The following is an 18847-nucleotide window of genomic DNA, read 5'->3' on the forward strand; positions in this document are numbered from 1 at the left end:
TCTGTTTAATAAGCATATAAAAGAAACTAATGTTCAGCAATAGACCTCTTGCATAACCGCATCTTTTGCCTGATTGCTGCAAGTGCTTCTGCGATAACCATTTACTCTTATGTAAGCTCTGCCTCTCTAGCGAAAGAATTGAGAGTCTTGTTATAAATTCCTATTATTGTTATTTTTTATTTTTTTGATACTGCATCTGGTGGTATGGGAGTATTTTAAGTGGTGAAAAAAAACCAGGAAAATAATAGAAACGATATTCTTAATGAGCCTCTTGCAGTTATTGGCATGAATTGTCAATTTCCTGGGATGGGTTCGGATGTAGAAGATATTGATTCATTTTATACAATGTTGATTAAAGGGCAATCTCCTATTAAAGAGGTGCCGAAAAACCGTTGGAATGTTGATGAATATTATGATCCTGATCGCGACAAAACTGATAAAATAATTGGCCGTAAGGGAGGTTTTCTTAATAATCCTCAATTGTTTGATGCTTCTTTTTTTAAAATCGCTACTGTTGAAGCGAAGCAAATGGATCCACAGCATCGACTTTTTTTAGAGGTAGCTATTCGTGCCCTGAATCATGCTAATATTAGGCTGGACTCGCTGAATGATTCGGATACGGGTGTATTTTACGGCACTTCAGCGCAAGACTACAGTCAACTGAATTATAAAGACCATATTGAATTTAATGCATACACTCAAATTGGAGCAGCAAGTAGCGCTGCAGCAGGAAGACTCTCTCATTTTCTTAATTTAAAAGGACCAAGTTTGGCTGTGGATACAGCCTGTTCCTCTTCTTTATCTGCGCTTTGCCTTGCTGCAAATTCATTAAGAATGGGGCAATGTTCACTGGCAATTGTGGGAGGGGTTCACCTGAACCTTTGTCCTGAAAATTTTATTGGTTTAACTAAAGCCAACATGTTATCAGCCCATGATCAATGCAGCAGTTTTGATATAAAAGCCGATGGTTTTGTACGTAGTGAAGGCTGTGGTGTAGTGATTGTAAAACGTTTAAGCGATGCCCTCAACGACAATAATACCATTTTGGCGGTCATAAAAAGTGTAGTTATGAATCAAGATGGTGATGATGGTACAGTATTAGTTGCACCAAATATCAAGGCTCAAATTGCTCTTCATCAAGAGGCATTAGCCCAGGCTAATTTGACAGCAGGCGATATCGATTACTTAGAAGCTCATGGAACAGGTACTGTTGTTGGTGATTCAATTGAATTTAATGCAATTCAGCATGTGCATCAAGGTCTGCATTCAAAAGAGAAACCTCTAATTATCGGGGCATTAAAAAGTAATATAGGCCATGGTATCGCTTCATCTGGGATTGCTTCATTGATTAAAGTGATAGGTGCGTTACAGCATGAAAAAATTCCTCCAAACTTACATTATTCAAAACCAAATCAAGTAATTGATCCCCAGAAGATACCTGCATTATTTCCAACCCAAGCAATTGAATTTAAAAAGCTTAAAAATAAAAAACGGTATGCACAAGTATCTAACTTTGGTTTTAGCGGTACTAATGTGAGCGCGATTATTGAAGAGCCAAATAATACAATAAATCCAGAAAGTTCAGATGATGGCCAACCCAAGTGTTTTGTTATTTCAGCAAATAGTGAGTATTCACTAAAGCATATGATAACAAGTTATGTCTCTTATCTTAAAAATACATCGGCTTGCTTAAGGGATATTTGTTATACGTTGATTCATTGTCGTGACCATTTCAAGTATCGCTGTGCTATCATTGCTAGTGACAAAAATACATTAATCAAAAAAATTGAGTCTCAAGATTACGAGCTGTACAAAGTAACTCTCAAAAAAGAAGTTAGAGAAATAACTCCTGATGTCCAGAATATTTATGAAAGTTATCTTACTGGATTTAATATTAAAATAGCCTCCGATGTTCTTGCATATTCTAAGGTAGATTTACCTCTGTATCATTTTGATAGAAAATCGTATTGGCATGAGCCAAGGGTAAGAAATTTACCCGATGCATTGCAACAACAATCCAGAGAGCAACAAATTGAAATTATCAAGGGTCAACTGGCCGCAAAAATACAAACTCTGCTAAAAAAAGAAAGTGTTGATGAAAATGAAGACTTTGGATCTCTAGGATTGACTCAAGAACTACTTGTAGAACTTGATCAAAGTATTTATGAAACGTTTTCCTATAAAATGTCGACTCCAGCTTTTTTAACTGTGGATAAACTTGCAAGACATTTACAACAGATTTTGTTGCCAACTCCAGTTGTTCGCCAACCCACAGTCAATGTACTTGATAATGAACCTATTGCTATTGTAGGAATGAGTTGTCGTTTTCCCAAGGCAACAAATATCGATGAATTTTTATCTCTGTTAGAAGACGGGGAAAGCGGTATGGTCGATATACCTTTAGATCGTTGGGATAATGAAAAGTTTTATGATCCTGATGTTAATGCTTTAGGACGACTTTACATCAAACAACTTGGACTTATCGAACACATCCGAAATTTTGATGCTGAATTTTTTAATATTAGTCCACGAGAAGCCAAGCTGATGTCACCTCAGTTACGTGTGTTTTTAGAAACAAGCTACCATGCTTTAGAGAATGCGAATCTTCCTCTTGCTGCAATAAAAGACAGCAAAACAGGTGTTTTTGTTGGTGTTGGCACGAACGAGTATCCACGTCTTTTAGCAGGTTTAGGCGTGGGATTGGATGATTTAAATATTTATTTCGCTACTGGAAATGTTTTAAATGCCATTCCGGGACGAGTGGCTTATGCTTTTGATTTTCATGGCCCAATACAGGCAATTGATACAGCATGTTCTTCGTCCATGACTGCAATTCATGATGCGTGCGTGAGTTTACAATCTGGTGATTGTGATATGGCTTTAGCAGGGGGCGTTAATATTTTACTTGCTCCTGATTCGAATATTACTCTTTCAAAAGCAAGAATGTTATCTCCTGAAAGTCGTTGTAAAACATTTAGTGAAGATGCTGACGGTTATGCGCGTAGCGAAGGATGTGGTGTCATTGTTTTAAAACGTTTAAGTACCGCACTCAAAGATAAGGACACGATTCTTGCAGTAATTAAAGGGACTTCAATTAATAGTGACGGCAAGAGTGGTGGGTTTACGGTTCCTAATGGGATTGCGCAAGAGGAAGTAATACGCAGCGCTCTTGCTAAAGCAAGCCTTTCCCCAGCTGATATCGATTATATCGAAGCGCATGGCACAGGCACACCACTGGCTGATCCTATCGAGGTGAATGCACTTACTAAAATTTTTAGTGATGCCCACAGTCAAGAGAATCCGCTTTACATTAGTTCAGTTAAAACGAATATAGGTCATTCAGAAAGCGCTTCGGGTGTGGCAGGAGTGATTAAAACAGTTTTAAGCTTACATACACATCAATTATTTAAACACCTCAATTTTAAAAAATTAAATCCACAAATTGAATTAAAAAATACAGTTATTCCATTGAGTACTATAGATTGGCGTAAACAGAAAGGTTTACGGTGTGCGGGTGTAAGTTCATTTGGATTTAGTGGCGCCAATGCGCATGTTGTCCTACAAGAAGTACCGCTACGAAAAATGGATCCTCGTGTTTTACCGCAAGAGTCCTTATTGCTGATTTCAGCAAAAAGTAACACTGCTCTTGAGTTACTTTTAGCAAGTTATCAAAAGTTCTTGGCAAACACCGATAAAGAGTTTGCTGATATTTGCTATACCGCGGCCACATGCCGCAATCATTTCCTATTTCGGGTAGCAATTAAAGCGAGCACCGCAAAAGAAGCTGCGTTTCTTCTTGAAAAAAATGAATATAGAATTTATCAAATCAAAAAAGAAAAAAGCACTCCTTTATTTTTGCACCAATCAATGAAATTGGATCAGTTACAGGCTGCATATCAAGATGGAATTAAGATTGATTGGCTTAATTATTATAATGTCCTTGCAGCAGGATTAGAGTCTGAAAACACGCAAGATAAGGAGAATGAGGAAGCGCTTTTTGGAGATAATTTCTTTATAAAAGTTAAGTTGCCTTTATATGAATTTGATCGTGAAGAACATTGGTTTGAAACAAAAGATAAGCTAAAAGATGTACCTATGCCTAAAGACTGGTGCTTTCAATTGCAATGGCAGCACCAACCGTGTACTAAAAATCAGCGTAAGATCCACGGCAATCATTGGCTGCTTCTGGGGGCGAAACATCTCGGTTCCAGGTTTGGATCCCAGGGATTATCTGTGGTTTCTGAAGAAGATAATTATCCATTAGAAAAACTCAATGGAATTCTATTTGCAATGGGTTTGGATTTTCCTGTAGACAGCGATATTGAGTCCAATATTGTTTTTCAAAAAAGTACACTAAAAAAATTATTGGCTTTGATCAAAGAGCTTCATGATAAAGCCATCAAATTACCACTTATTGTTCTCACTACAAATGCAATTACTGAGCTTGCTGCGGGTAAGCTTAATTTGAGTAATAGTCCTCTGATAGGGTTTTGCCGTACTTTGGTATTAGAACTACCTCAATTTCATACGATACTTATTGATTCGGAAAAAACGGATGATGAAGATTATATTGCACAAGTTATTGATGAAATAAATTATAATGATGATCCGTATTACGAACATATTGTTGCCTATAGAGATAAGAAGCGATTCATTGCGCGTTTGAAAAAAACCAAATTAGTAGACCGAAGGCGCTCGCTTTATGGTGAAGGCCGCTATCTTATTACGGGTGGTTGTGGTGGTTTAGGCTTGGTAACTGCACAAGCGCTACTTTCCTCCGGAGCAAGAGAAATTATTCTTACCTCAAGAAATGTCAATAAACCTGCAATAGAAGAAGCAATAAAAAAATTAAAATTCAATTATACAGGAAGAACAATTCGTGCGATCAGTTTAGATGTTACCGATAAAGAGAAACTGCGGGCTTTGCTTTTAGAACTGAATACTGATGGTTTACTTAAGGGAATTATTCATGCTGCTGGTGCCGCAGTTAAAGCGTCCTTAATTGAACATACTGATAATGACGTTGATTATTTGTTTTCTGCCAAAGTATTGGGGGGATGGTATTTACATGAACTGAGTCAAAATATTGATTTGGATTTCTTTGTTGTTTATTCTTCGATTTCATCGGTATTTGGAAGCAATAAAGAGTCAGTATATAGTGGCACAAATAGTTTTTTGGATGCGTTAATTGCTGAACGACGACGTCTAGGGTTGGTGGGTGCCGCGATTGATTGGGGACCTTGGGGTGAAGTGGGTATGGCGAAGAAACGCTCACAAGATCAAGGTCTAAAGCAGTCCTTAATTAGTAATGAACAAGGTCATACTTTTATTAAAGTGCTTATCAATGAACCGTTAAGTCATGCGGCCATTATTTCACCAGATTATCTCAAGTTTATGCTTGATTTTGTCCCCAAACCATTGCCTGCTTTTCATCACAACTTGGCGAGTAATCTTATTGGTGTAGGCCATATATCTGATCAAAATTTATCAGCATGGCTTAATGATTATCTTGAAGTGGGTACAGAAAATCGATTACAAGCCTGTAATGAGATGGTAACTAGCATTTGTAAAGAAATTCTTGAGCTATCAGATGTTGAAGATTTAGATGAAAATGAAGGATTTTTTGAACTTGGTTTTGACTCACTGATGATTACAGAGCTGGCTACCAAGCTTAAGGAAAAGCTGGCGCCAACACTTAAAGTAACTGCCACTATTGGTTTTGATTATCCATCGATTAACAAACTTGCTCAATATATAGAATCGGAGCTGGATACGCATTTAATTAAAAAGCAAGCTCCTAAACCTATAGTAGAAAAAGCAGATGATTCAATTGCTATTATTGGTATGAGCTGTAATTTTCCTAATGCCCCGGATATTGCTGCTTTTGAAGCATTGCTCGAAGAAGGGCGAAGTGGTATGAGAGAGATTCCCGCTGAGCGCTGGGATAATAAGAAATATTATGATCCTAATATGGATGCTCCAGGAAAATCATATGTTAAGAAACTGGGATTAATTGAAAATATCAAAGGTTTTGATGCCAATTTCTTTGGAATTAGTCCTCGTGAAGCGAAGTTGATGGAGCCTCAACAGCGAATATTTTTAGCCTGTTCTTATAATGCTTTAGAACATGCAAATTACACCCCTGAATCTTTATGTGGTAGTTTAACTGGCGTATTTGCTGGCGTAGGGCCTAATGAATATTATGCGCAACTCGAAAAGTCAGGTTTTTCTAATGAAGAATTAAGCGTTTATTCTATTACAGGGAATGTCTCCAATCTTATCCCGGGGCGAGTTGCCTATGCCTTTGACTTTAAAGGACCATCAATTAGTGTAGATACGGCATGTTCTTCATCGATGGTCGCAATTCATTACGCGTGCCAAAGTTTAAAAAATAGGGAAGTCGATTATGCATTAGCAGGTGGTGTCAACGTTTTATTAATGCCAGAATCCAATGTGACTCTATGTAAAGCGAAAGCATTATCACCGGATGGAGAGTGTAAAACTTTTGATGAACATGCGGACGGTTATGCGCGAGCAGAAGGTTGTGGGGTGCTTTTCTTAAAAAGACTGTCTGATGCATTACGTGACAAGGATACCATTTTAGCTGTCATCAAAGCATCAGCAGTTAATAATGATGGGAGGTCTGCAGGATTAACTGTTCCTAATGGTTTAAGCCAAGAAGAAGTGATGATGAAGGCATTAAGTCAAACTGACTTATCAACCAGTGATATCAGTTATATTGAGGCCCATGGAACAGGTACTCCTTTGGGTGATCCCATTGAAGTTCATGCAATCAATAAAGTTTATGGAAAAGGGCGGGGTTTAGATAATCCATTATATCTTGGTGCTGTCAAAACTAATATTGGTCATCTTGAAAGTGCTGCTGGTGTGGCAAGTATTATTAAAACGGTCATCAGCTTGCAAAAGAAAAAAATTTATCCACTTTTAAATTTTAAAAAATTAAATCCTCATATCCATTTAGGTGAAATGCGCCTTGCGTTGCAAAAAATGGATTGGAATACTCCTGCTAAGCTAAAATGTGTGGGAGTGAATGCATTTGGTTTTAGCGGTACTAATGCACATGTTATTTTACAAGAGTTTTCTGCTGCCCACTTAACATCTGACGATCTTAATGCGGTTGAGAACTCTTCTCAATTAGATGGAGGTAGGGAAGCGCAGTTACAAGCTCGTAAGCCCCACTTACTTGTTTTCTCAGCCAAGTCCCAAACTTCTCTGGATAATTTGACTGAAAATTATCAACAGTATTTGGCAACAACGACGGATGATTTGGGGGATATCTGTTTTACTGCAGCTACCTGTAGAGAACATCATACTTATCGAGTAGCTTTAGTAGCTCAAACCGCCAAAGAGGCGAGTCAATTATTAGAAACGGGTCAGTTCAATGAGGCACTTCATTTTAATGATCCAGCACTTAAATCAGTATTTAATCTTTATCTACACGGTAAAGAAGTCGACTGGGTTTCCTATTATAAAGCTGCAGGCAACGATTATGCTAAAGTCAATTTACCTTATTATCCATTTGATCTTGTTGAGTTTTGGGTTGAAAAAAAATCTTCTCAAAATGCTCCTTCAGATGTAGTTCATCCTCTTTTAGGACAAATGTTTTCCCTTCCTGGAAATGAATATTTATTTTGTAACAAACTGGATTTAGACCATTTTTCTTATATCCAACAAAATTATATCTTTGATAAAGTTGTATTGCCGGCAACGGCATATATTGAATCAGGTTTAGCAGCTGCTCGACTGGTTTTAAAACGCAATGCTTTTTGTATTGACAAGTTTCATATTGAACGTCCTTTATATCCTAAAACCGAACAAGAATTTCAGGTACAAGTTAAACCCCAAAATGATAATCAATTCAAAATAAACATTTTTGCTAAACAAGAGGACAACTGGCAATTATTTTCAGAAATGGAAATCGGTTTGGTAGCACCATCAATACCTGAATCTGTTGATCTTAATACCATAAAATCATCTTTTGCTCGCCATATTAAATCCTTACAAATTTATGAGCATTTTAAAGCACATTCTTTTTTTTACGATGAAAAGTTTCAGGTATTACAAGAGAGTTATATAGATAATGAAAACATACTTTCAAAAATAGTATTACCCAAAACCGGTGATGGACAAAATTATTATTATCATCCTCTTTTGCTTGATGGCGCTATGCAAAGTATTTGGTTATTTGTTATGAATCATGTTGAGCATTCAACTTATGTACCTTATACATTTGCGCGCATGATTACTTTTCAAGAAGCCACTCGAAATACCTGGGTGCATCTCACGCAACGAGCCTCTGATAATGAAAATGAGCTTTGTTTTGATATAAAATTTTATGATAACTCAGGGTTACTGATTGGTGAAATAGAAAAGCTTAAATTACGAAAAGTTACTCGAGCCCATTTCATTTCGTATGAACCAAATCTCCAACATCTTTATCATACTCGATGGAATACATTTAAGTTTAATTCGGTTCAAACAGAAATCCCCGAGTTATTGGTGATTGCTTCAGATCCTGTACACGCTAAAAAAGTACTTGTCGATCTGAATTATCAGCTTATAGACAATCTTAATGAGATCAAAAACATTGAGAATAAGAACATTGTATTTTTATATCATCAAGATCTATTCAATGCCTTATTTCATTGTTGCCAGAAATTATTTAAGTTACGGCCCAATAGCTTTATTTTGGTGACAGAAAATGCTTATGCTATTCATGAGAAAGACAAAGTTAATCCTTATCATACAATGGCGAGTTCTTTTTGGAAAACTTTTAGCAATGAACTTGAGCTCAATAAAAATTACATTGTGGATTTGGATACCAAGAGTACTTTGTCACCTGTTTTAAGTATTTTGTTCTCAACAAATAATTCTGAAAATCAATTTGCAGTTAGAGAGTCCGTTTACATTCCAAGACTTAAGAAAATGCAGTTGCCAACGAACCTTACTCAAGAAGAAATGTCGTTTAAAAGTGATGTAAGTTACTTGATCACCGGTGGAACTGGTGGTTTGGCACGATTGTTAATTGAATACCTCATGCAACGAGGGGCTCAGCATATTATTATTACAAGTAGATCCGAATGCCCTAACTCTATCAAGGAATTAATTAATCAAGCACGAAGGCAAAATATATTTATTCAGCATTCTCAAGCAGATGCCAGTAATTATCAGCAAATGGAAAAAATTATTGCTGGGATTGAACAAGGCCCACATCCATTGCAAGGCGTATTCCACCTTGCAGGTATAGTGCAAGACGGCCTCTTAATCAATTTAAGTGACGAAGAGATGCAACCTGTATTAAGCGCGAAAATGGATAGCGCTTTGATTCTGCATCAATTAACGCAAGAGATTCCTTTGGATTTGTTTGTGTTATTTTCATCATCAGCTTCGGTATTAGGGGCACGAGGACAAGCAAATTATGTGGCAGCTAATGGATTTTTGGATGGATTAGCTTATTTAAGGCAGCAACAAGGATTACCCGCCATAGCTATAAATTGGGGGCCTTTTAATGCTATAGGTATGACTGCTAACTTATCTCAAGCAATACAACAGCGTGGATTTACCTCACTTGATAAATCCAGTATCGATATTCTTGATGTTTTATTAAAAAGTCAGCTAGCGCAAATTGCGGTATGTCCTATTAATTGGGAAATTTATTTTAAATTTGTACCTAAACAAGCGTGGTTGTCTGACTTGGTTAAGAATAATCCAGTCGACCAACATTTTTTAAATGCTTTGCGTCAGCATACCCAAGAAGAATCTATGGCCTTACTTGCCCAAGCTTTACGTGAAATTGTTGCAGATGTTTTAGGTTTGGATACTATGGAGCAAATCAAAATTGATGATGGGCTATTTTCATTGGGATTAGATTCATTAATGGCCATCGAAATTAGAAATCGAATTCATGATAAATTGCAATGCCCTACACTTAATTTGTCTATAGAGTATTTCATTAATAAACCAAGCATACGCAAAATTGCAAAAAGCATTGTTGATGAGTTACAAGATTTCTTTAATTTTAATTACAAAACAGAGCATCAACTTATTGAAAACCCACTGCAAGAAGAAGCGCCTTTATGTGATTTTCAATATGTATTTTGGGTGCTTAATAAACGAGAGTATCCTTACAATATAGGTACTCAATTACAGATCCAAGGTAAACTCAATAAAGACTATGTTGCTCAATCATTTGATTTTATAGTTAAAAGAAACAGTACATTCTGGTTGAGTTTTAATAAAGAAGAACCTATTCAAGTATTGAAAAGGCAAGGTCAGTTTGCATTAATTTATAAGGATGTCTCTTTAGAGAATGAACCTAAAGAGCTGAGCCAGGAATTTCAAAAGAATATGCTGCGCGCTATTCCTTTATATGAACAACCTTTAATTCGGGTCTATCTCTATAAGATAAATAGTGATTTACATGAATTACATATAATAATACCTCATATTATCGTTGATGGTCCTTCATGTGATCTGGTATTGAGTCAATTCAAAAGATGTTATGACATGCTTGCTCACGGGGAGGGGTTAAGTATGGAGCCAGAAAGAGACTCTTTTCTTAGCTATGTCAAAAAAAATAATTCTCTTTATGAAAAAAATTTAAAAGAGAAAATTGATTTTTGGCGCGATTATAATAAAGCATTTAAAATGCTGTACTTGGGCCCTCAGTATTTCATGTCCACTGCCAGCCAGAAAAAATATTTATTCCATTATCCAATTGATTCTCATTGTGCAGAGCAATTTATTGAGTGGCATAAAACAAAAAATATGAATGTAAGCACAGGATTAATTGCGGTTTGTCATATTGCATTTTATAAGTTGAGTCGTCAAAAGAAAGTACCCTTTATCCAAATTCATAGTGGGAGAGAAGGTAGCCAGTATAATTCGATTGTTGGTTTGTTTTCAGAATATAAAAAAATAAATAGTACTTTAAATGAAGAGTATCGTTTTATTGATTTCATTAAAGCGATTGATGAGCAACAATTGAAAGCAGCTCCTTATCAAAAATGCTCCCATGTAATTAAAAATAATGAGTTTCAAGGAGCCGGATTGGTCATAACTCATTATTTGCGCTACAAATGGAATAAATTTTGCTTAACCAAACAATTTAAAAAAAGTAAGCTCGACTCGAAACTTATTGATTTTTATCTTAAGTATTTAAGTTGGGCGGAAGTGATTGATTACTCAACAGCAATTAAATTGAAACTAAATAAGTTATTTAAGACAAATATTCCTTTACAAAAGCCGGAGCGGTTAAGAGTATTGATTAATATCACTCCTTCTTTTTTTGGTAAGTCCAATCATGATTTGGAGGTTTCACCTTTAAAGTATCAATATGCGAATCACTTTAGTAGTGAGGATCGTCCGGCAAATAGCCATGTTCTCTGGATCTTATTTTCAAAAAATCAAAAAGGTGAATATCTATTTTCCATTAACGGTCCATTAACACCACAGGCTAAAGATCTTATTGCCGCAGAATTTAATCAAATTATTGCAAAGTTGTTGGAAAATGATGAGTATACGCTTGCCGACTTAATATAAGACTATAATCTCTTATATAGGGATTATAAAAGGATATACTATGAATAAGGGGCATGGTGATCAAGAGCATCAACATCATCTAAAAAAGAATGAGTTAGCAAAAGAGCATTCACCATGTCATCACCACCATCATCACGTGCATCAGCACCGTTCAATTGAAAATAAAATGATAACAGGTATGTTCACCTGTCCCATGCATCCAAAAATTCGTCAATTAGGTCCAGGAACTTGTCCCATTTGTGGTATGGCACTTGAATCAGAAACTGTATCTGCAGAAGGAGAAAATCCTGAATATAAAGAGATGAAATACCGTTTTTGGCTGGCATTGATATTGAGTTTCCCTGTATTTGTCTTGGAAATGGGAAGTCATGTATTTCACCATATCCTCTCTGCAAATCAGTCGGCTTGGATTCAATTTGTATTAGCAACCCCAGTGGTTCTCTGGTGCGGATTACCCTTTTTTCAGCGAGGCCTGCAATCGCTTAAAACAGGTCAATTAAATATGTTTACTTTAATTGCCATGGGTATAGGCGTTGCTTGGATTTACAGCACTATCGTTTTGATACTTCCGGGAATATTTCCTGTTACTTTCCGCAATAAAGGGTTAATCAGTGTTTATTTTGAAGCGGCTGCGGTCATAACAACGCTTGTTTTACTCGGACAGGTATTGGAATTAAAGGCACGAGAGCAAACTGGTGGCGCGATTCGAGCTTTATTGAATTTAGCTCCAGAAAGCGCTCACCGAATTAATCATGAAGGCAATGAGGAAGAAATCACCCTTGATCACGTTCGGGTCGGAGATAAATTGCGTGTGCGCCCTGGTGAAAAAATTCCTGTAGATGGAGAGGTATTAGAGGGACATAGTAATGTTGATGAATCTATGGTTACTGGTGAAGCAATGCCAGTGGGTAAAGACGTAGGTTCCAAGGTGATTGGCGCTACAATAAATCAGCATGGCAGCTTTGTGATGAAGGCTGAACATATTGGTAGTGATACCATGCTTGCTCATATTGTACAAATGGTTAGTGATGCTCAACGAAGTAGGGCACCGATTCAACGATTAGCGGATACGGTTTCTGGTTGGTTTGTGCCTGGAGTAATTTTGATTGCATTCATTGCTTTTATGGTATGGTTTTTCTTTGGTCCTCAGCCAGGATTAAGTTACGGCTTGCTCGCTGCAGTATCTGTATTGATTATCGCTTGTCCTTGCGCATTGGGATTAGCCACACCGATGTCTATAATGGTGGGGGTGGGTAAAGGAGCTCAAAATGGAATCTTAGTGAAGAATGCTCTGGCACTTGAACAGATGGAAAAGATTAATGTGCTTGTTGTAGATAAAACAGGTACATTGACACTAGGGCAACCTAAATTAACACAAATGATTACTAATAAAGAGTTTGAAGCGGATGAACTCTTGGCTTTAGCCGCGGCACTTGAACTTCATAGTGAACATCCTCTTGCCCATGCCATTATAAGTGCTGCCAAAGAAAAACAATTGACTCTTGCCACTATAACTCATTTTGAAGCGGTACCAGGAAAAGGAATTCTTGGCCAAGTGAATAAGATACCCATTGCTCTTGGGAATATGCGGTTGATGCAAGAATATCGCATGGAAGATGATTCGCTGATTCACCAGGCAGATGAGCTTCGTTCTCAAGGTGCCTCAGTAATGTTTCTTGCTGTAGATGGACGTGTAGTCGCTGTTTTAGCAGTAGAAGATCCGATTAAACCGAGTACACCAGAAGCGATACAAATATTGCAAAAGAATAATATTGATATTTTTATGCTCACTGGAGATAGCAAAATAACTGCTGACTCAGTGGCCAAGAGCTTAGGAATTAAAAATGTAGTCGCTGAGATTATGCCTGAGGACAAAAAGCAAATCATAAGTGAATTGAAAGGAAAAGGATTTATTGTGGCGATGGCCGGAGATGGGGTGAATGATGCTCCAGCTTTAGTAGCTGCTGATATTGGTATTGCCATGGGAACGGGCACTGATGTGGCGATTGAGAGTGCTGGAATTACTCTCTTGCATGGTAATTTAAATGGCATTGCAAAAGCGCATCATCTGTCTCAAGCCACTATGGCAAATATACGCCAGAATCTTTTTTTTGCTTTTATCTATAATGGACTTGGTGTGCCTTTGGCTGCTGGCGTGCTTTATCCACTGACAGGGTTGCTATTAAATCCTATGATTGCAGCAACAGCAATGGCTTTAAGTTCTGTTTCAGTGATTATTAATGCCCTGCGATTGCGTAAGCTAGAGCTCTAATTGGTAAAGGATATAGAATTTTCTTGTCCAAAAACGATGGGCTTTACTGTTTAAAAGATTTTGAAAGAATCGCAGCACAAAAGCTTAATACAAGGTACATGTAATAATGTTAGTAATCTCTGACATAGTTAGCCGATATGCTTCTACCATCTAAAGCCCTTTTTATTTCAGAATATGCTTTTTGATGCAATTCAATCTCAATTGACACTGCCAATGTGACAATTATTTGAGCTATAATTACATACAATTTTTTTTGGTAGTCCTAAGGTCGGTTATGAAAGATGAAGTAATCCACGAGTTAAAAACAAAATATCATGAATATTTTGAATCCAAATTAGCTGGGTTTCTTATAAAAAATGCTCAAAATTTTTATTCAATGCAAAAAATTTCTAAGGCTATTTTATTATTATTAAATGAAAATAAGAGTGATGTTATTAAGGCAATTGACGAATTAAAAGTTATCAAAAAAGAGTTGTATGAAGTTTCATTTTACGGGCATCTCTCTGGAGGGAATAAACTAACAGCCCCAGATATTTTTGCTCAAATCATTAAAGTTTTAAGCGACGAATATTCGGATTTTAGTTCTATCATGTTGATACATTCCGTTTTTAATCATCATATATTTGATCAACTTAGTAAACAAAGCATGAATGAAAGTGAAGAGGCGTTTAAACAAAGAAAAGTACAAATATCGAAAAAAATATATGCTGGGGACACTTTTAAAAACCGCCGTAACGAAATTGAAATAAAACATGAAACCACTACTCATGTAGGGATCAATAAAAACAAAGCCTTTTCAAACAGAGTGAAAGATAAAACCACAGAGCACGAAAAAGCGATGTATAAAATGGTGCCAATATTATCATCCGGCTTTTTCAAAGCAATATCTGATATGGATTACCCTTTCATTAGCGGTCCCTCTGGACATACAGCACTACTTCTACATGGAGCGATGCTTTATGGCAATTTATCACATGATGAATTAAAAGAGTATTCCTTAGCATGCTATGCATTCTTAACTGCAGGAGGCAATCATAGTTTTCATGAAGTGATGCTAATTGCTAAGAAATTAGGTGTAGCGTACGAAGATGGCGTCTATCAAAATTTTTTTTCAGCTGAAATAAAAAAATCTTCACAATATCAAGATCTCGCTAATGAATTTCCTGAATTTCTCGAAAAAGACCGAAGTGGACCTATCTGTTAAAACACGCCATTATCAACATTGTATTTGCAATACAAAAATCCTAATGGCTCCTTATAAGCGATTTGGTCTTAAGGGTTTTGTCCTTTTCGCAAAAGCAAAAATCCATTTTTATTTGAGTATTCTTCCTCCATCAAAATGAGTTTCCACTTTCGCGAGGACGTTTCTTAAATCTGTGGCAGTGGAGATTGAGTCCAGTTAATAGTTGTTTGGAGTGCTCACATATTAGGCTTACCGCTGTAGGAGAAAATTGATTTGCAAATTTTACAAGTTTCATATTTATGCCTATATTGAACTAATAAAATTAAATATAAGGAGGTATTGTCATGGAATACAAATGTCATAAATGTGGTATGGCAGTAAAAAATATTACTTGCAGTAAATGTGATGCATTATTAGTGGGTGATACTATAAAAACCGATGATGGCAAAGTACAAGTTGCAAAGTGTCCTAATGGTTGCGGGCAAATCAAGTCGCCAACATGTTGCGGCCACGATATGGTCGCTACGGTTTGATTCATTTCTGATTGTTTTATTCTATAGAATGAGGGCAAAAATATCCCAGAAAAAGAGAAGGTGGATATTTTTGTCTCATACTAATCCTTAAGTATTAATAAGTACTGGTTCTTGTTTGCTGATTTGAGCTTTTTGTAGCAATGCATTTAATGTATTAAACAGCAACACTCGTTGTTTAAGCCGTCTCTGGATCACATTTCTGCTTACTATGCCGGACAAGCTGTGGAACATCGGAGAATAGAGCTAGCCTGAGTTTTTAGAGAGGTGTATCACAGATCCAGGTCGTTTAAGGAAGACCTGCATAAAGATGAATTTGGAGGTTAAGAATAAACCCATATTTCATGCAGTATTCTGCAGCGTATTCATGGTTGCGTTGATTTGTTTTCAGATCCAGAAGATCGGGTTCCCAAAAACTAACTACCTCATTGATTTCGGAACGTTCAGCCATGGTAAGATAACGACCTTCATCACGCATGACTTTAACACGCTGTGGCTCTTTTTGATAAATATTCATTGGGCTGATGAAGATTTGTTTGCTTGTTTGTTTCGCCCATTCATGTGCCCATAGAGGAATGTCGCTGTAGGGTGCATATTGATTATTTTCAGGGGCTGAGATCACAAATTTCAAACAATCAGCGCGTTCCAACATTTTTGGATTGGGTTTTAGGTAACGAATTACTTTACCTGCTTTTTCCAGACATTTAGGGCTCACTACTAAAGTAGTGTTTTTAGGGAGATCAGATAAAACAGAAATACCATTTGATTCAATTTGAGTCGATTGGAAATAGAGTTGAGCAGTTTCTAAAAATGCAGATAAATTTTGTTGTAATGAAGGTTCACCACCAGTAATTACTAGCACCATTTTTTTGGCAAGACCTTGTGCCCAAGAGGGAGTTGCTAAACGACGATTTTTAAAAAAATCGTCGATAACCTGATCAGTTTCTTTTAGCAAAGAAGTAAAGTTTCTCCACTCGCCCGAATCAAAATAGGTATCACAAAAAGAACAAGCCAAGTTACATTTAGCAAGACGGATAAAATAAGCGGGGTGTCCACGATATGGTCCTTCTCCTTGTAATGTAAAAAAACGACTTGTAACTAATAGTTCATTATGCTTTGCATCATTGAAGAAAGCCTTTCCTACTTTGTCATTGAATCCGAACATTGATTATGTCTATTTTTGTATAAAAGTTTTACATATAATATCATTTTTATGTTTTACTAAAAAGCGTAGATTGAATTCATTTATTCTATGAGCTAATTTTTTACTGTTTACTATGAACTGCAATATGCCGTACATGCATTAAACTTGAAATTTCTTTTAATTGTTTACAAAGTTCTGGGAGTGATTCTTTTGGGCCGGAGAGATCAATAAGATTAATTGCAATTGGTCCTCGAGATTTATTTTCCATCTGCTCCACATTATATTCCATTTTTGATATTTTCTGAGTAATTTTACCGATTACTCCCGGTGTGTTCTGGTTAATAGTAAGTATGCGGTGACAGTTGGGGATTTGAGCTATTGACAGCGATATATTTGGAAAATTAACCGAATATTCTATGCCGCCATGTTCTAGATAATTACAAATATTTCGAATAATCATTTCTGAAGCACTTTGCTCTGCCTCTTGGGTGTTTGCTCCCATATGAGGGAAGCATAAAACATTAGGATGACCTGCGAGGTTAATTGTTGGAAAATCAGTAATGTAACCCATTAATTGATTATTATTTAATTGTTGTAGAATTGCGGGTTCGCTTACTAATTGTTCCCGAGAAAAATTCAATAAAAGTGTATTGGGTTTCAATAAGCCAATATTTTCTTCATTAATTAAATGTCTGGTCTCTACATTTAAAGGAATGTGCAAGGTAATAATATCCGCATGAGTTAATAAGAGATTCATGTCGGTGACTTTTTCAACTCCAGGCATAAGCGCCAAAGCATTATTCAAAGTCATGTTTGTATCAAATCCGAATACTTTCATTCCTAAAGCCAATGCTGCATTGGCGACTTTTACTCCTATGTTCCCTAAACCAATAACACCTAAAGTTTTACCTGAAATTTCATGGCCAATAAATTTCTTTTTTTTAGTTTCAATTTCTTGATGAAATGTCTGGCTATTTGCTTTAGTTAAATCAGTAATAAATGTTTGAGTTTGATCCAAATGCCTATAACCCATAATCATTGCTGCCATCACCAATTCCTTTACTGCATTTGTATTTGCTCCAGGAGCATAAAACACAGGGATACCTTTTTGGGTCAGTACTTCAACAGGGATATTATCAATACCTGCTCCAGCTCGGGCTACAGCTTTTAAGTTCTTTGAAAACGAATGCTCATGTAATTGATGTGAGTGTACCAAAATGACATCGGGATCTATAGGATTAAGACCTAATTGATAAAGATCAGGATGAAACAAACTCAAGCCTTGAGGAGATATATTATCAAGAACTTGAATTGTGAACATGTTTATCCTCCTTAATAAGAACAATAGAGTTCTCAATCTCTTTTAATCCGCGTTCATAATAAGCATAGTACTGGGGGGGTAATTGTTTCAACTCACCAAGTGTTAGACTTAAAGGAATTACTGGGTAAAAGCTTGTATTCGTAATATAGAACTTAGAATGATTTTTTACCCATGCCTTGGGATTTAAGCCAGCAAAACCAATAAATCGAGTTACTGTATTTTGAGTCTCCCAGTCACTCACACCATCACCGACAAGTAAAGAATGCTCACCTGGCTTGAGTATCGAAGAGATTTCTACTGTTTTTCCATTACCTTGAGTCATATTGCTTTGTTCATCAAAGCCTTGATAATTTCCACATTCATTGAAATACACATCTATGGCAAGTACATGACTGGTAGGAATTCCTAACGTTTGGGCAAATAAGTCTACCGATGTTTTAATTCCGGCTGAAATGATATAAACCTTCTTATTTAAGTGATGGAGTAATTGGATAAGTTCAAATGCTCCTGGAGCAACATGTTGTTTGTATTGTTTTGCCAATTCATGAATTTGTTTTAATGTAGGTTGGACATAATCCAAGCGTTGGCGATAATCATGGAGGGTCATGCCAGTTTGCCCCATACATCGTGCTGTAATATGATGAACTTTTTCTGCAACACCATTTATCGTGGCCAACACATTAATCCCTTCAATAAGCGAAAGTGTACCATCACAGTCAAAGAAAAAAGCATCGATTGGTTCTTTTAAGGTCCAGGGATAAATGTTTTGCATGGATTATCAAACCTTATTTTTACAATTTGTTTCAAGTACTTAGAGTACGTAGATATAGGTGTA

7 protein-coding genes are annotated in these 18847 nt (G+C 36.5%); 4 read left to right on the forward strand and 3 right to left on the reverse strand.

Annotation, left to right across the window (positions count from 1 at the left end; genetic code table 11):
* Positions 1-219 precede the first annotated feature (219 nt).
* The 4 genes from Lsan_RS20615 to Lsan_RS20630 all read left to right on the forward strand — a co-directional run bounded on the left by Lsan_RS20615 (position 220) and on the right by Lsan_RS20630 (position 15550).
* Complete coding sequence (locus tag Lsan_RS20615; protein ID WP_058515968.1) at positions 220-11562, forward strand: SDR family NAD(P)-dependent oxidoreductase; 11343 nt, start codon at positions 220-222, stop codon at positions 11560-11562.
* A gap of 40 nt (positions 11563-11602) precedes the next feature.
* Positions 11603-13834, forward strand: coding sequence for a copper-transporting P-type ATPase (locus Lsan_RS20620; protein ID WP_058515969.1), 2232 nt, complete (start codon positions 11603-11605; stop codon positions 13832-13834).
* A gap of 274 nt (positions 13835-14108) precedes the next feature.
* The gene (locus tag Lsan_RS20625) at positions 14109-15038 is read left to right on the forward strand and encodes a hypothetical protein (protein WP_058515970.1); all 930 of its coding nucleotides are present in this window, start codon (positions 14109-14111) and stop codon (positions 15036-15038) included.
* 323 nt (positions 15039-15361) lie between these two features.
* The gene (locus Lsan_RS20630; RefSeq protein WP_058515971.1) at positions 15362-15550 is read left to right on the forward strand and encodes a hypothetical protein; all 189 of its coding nucleotides are present in this window, start codon (positions 15362-15364) and stop codon (positions 15548-15550) included.
* Between the two features lie 286 nt (positions 15551-15836).
* Here Lsan_RS20630 and Lsan_RS20635 read toward each other — a convergent pair whose 3' ends face one another.
* The 3 genes from Lsan_RS20635 to Lsan_RS20645 form a co-directional block, all read right to left on the reverse strand.
* On the reverse strand, positions 15837-16712 hold the full coding sequence (locus Lsan_RS20635; RefSeq protein ID WP_058515972.1) for a 7-carboxy-7-deazaguanine synthase QueE: 876 nt from the start codon (positions 16710-16712) through the stop codon (positions 15837-15839).
* 100 nt (positions 16713-16812) lie between these two features.
* The gene (locus Lsan_RS20640) at positions 16813-18012 is read right to left on the reverse strand and encodes a 3-phosphoglycerate dehydrogenase family protein (RefSeq protein ID WP_058515973.1); all 1200 of its coding nucleotides are present in this window, start codon (positions 18010-18012) and stop codon (positions 16813-16815) included.
* Positions 17990-18784, reverse strand: coding sequence for an HAD-IB family phosphatase (locus Lsan_RS20645; protein ID WP_058515974.1), 795 nt, complete (start codon positions 18782-18784; stop codon positions 17990-17992). The genes Lsan_RS20640 and Lsan_RS20645 overlap by 23 nt, the downstream gene beginning before the upstream one ends.
* Positions 18785-18847 lie beyond the last annotated feature (63 nt).

It is taken from the genome of Legionella santicrucis (assembly GCF_001468135.1).
GTDB classification, from domain to species: Bacteria; Pseudomonadota; Gammaproteobacteria; order Legionellales; family Legionellaceae; genus Legionella; species Legionella santicrucis.

Coding starts and splice junctions, on each gene's coding strand:
- Lsan_RS20620 (WP_058515969.1), top strand. CDS start 11,603: ATGAATAAGGGGCATGGTGATCAAGAGCATCAACATCATCTAAAAAAG.
- Lsan_RS20625 (WP_058515970.1), top strand. CDS start 14,109: ATGAAAGATGAAGTAATCCACGAGTTAAAAACAAAATATCATGAATAT.
- Lsan_RS20630 (WP_058515971.1), top strand. CDS start 15,362: ATGGAATACAAATGTCATAAATGTGGTATGGCAGTAAAAAATATTACT.
- Lsan_RS20635 (WP_058515972.1), bottom strand. CDS start 16,712: ATGTTCGGATTCAATGACAAAGTAGGAAAGGCTTTCTTCAATGATGCA.
- Lsan_RS20640 (WP_058515973.1), bottom strand. CDS start 18,012: ATGTTCACAATTCAAGTTCTTGATAATATATCTCCTCAAGGCTTGAGT.
- Lsan_RS20645 (WP_058515974.1), bottom strand. CDS start 18,784: ATGCAAAACATTTATCCCTGGACCTTAAAAGAACCAATCGATGCTTTT.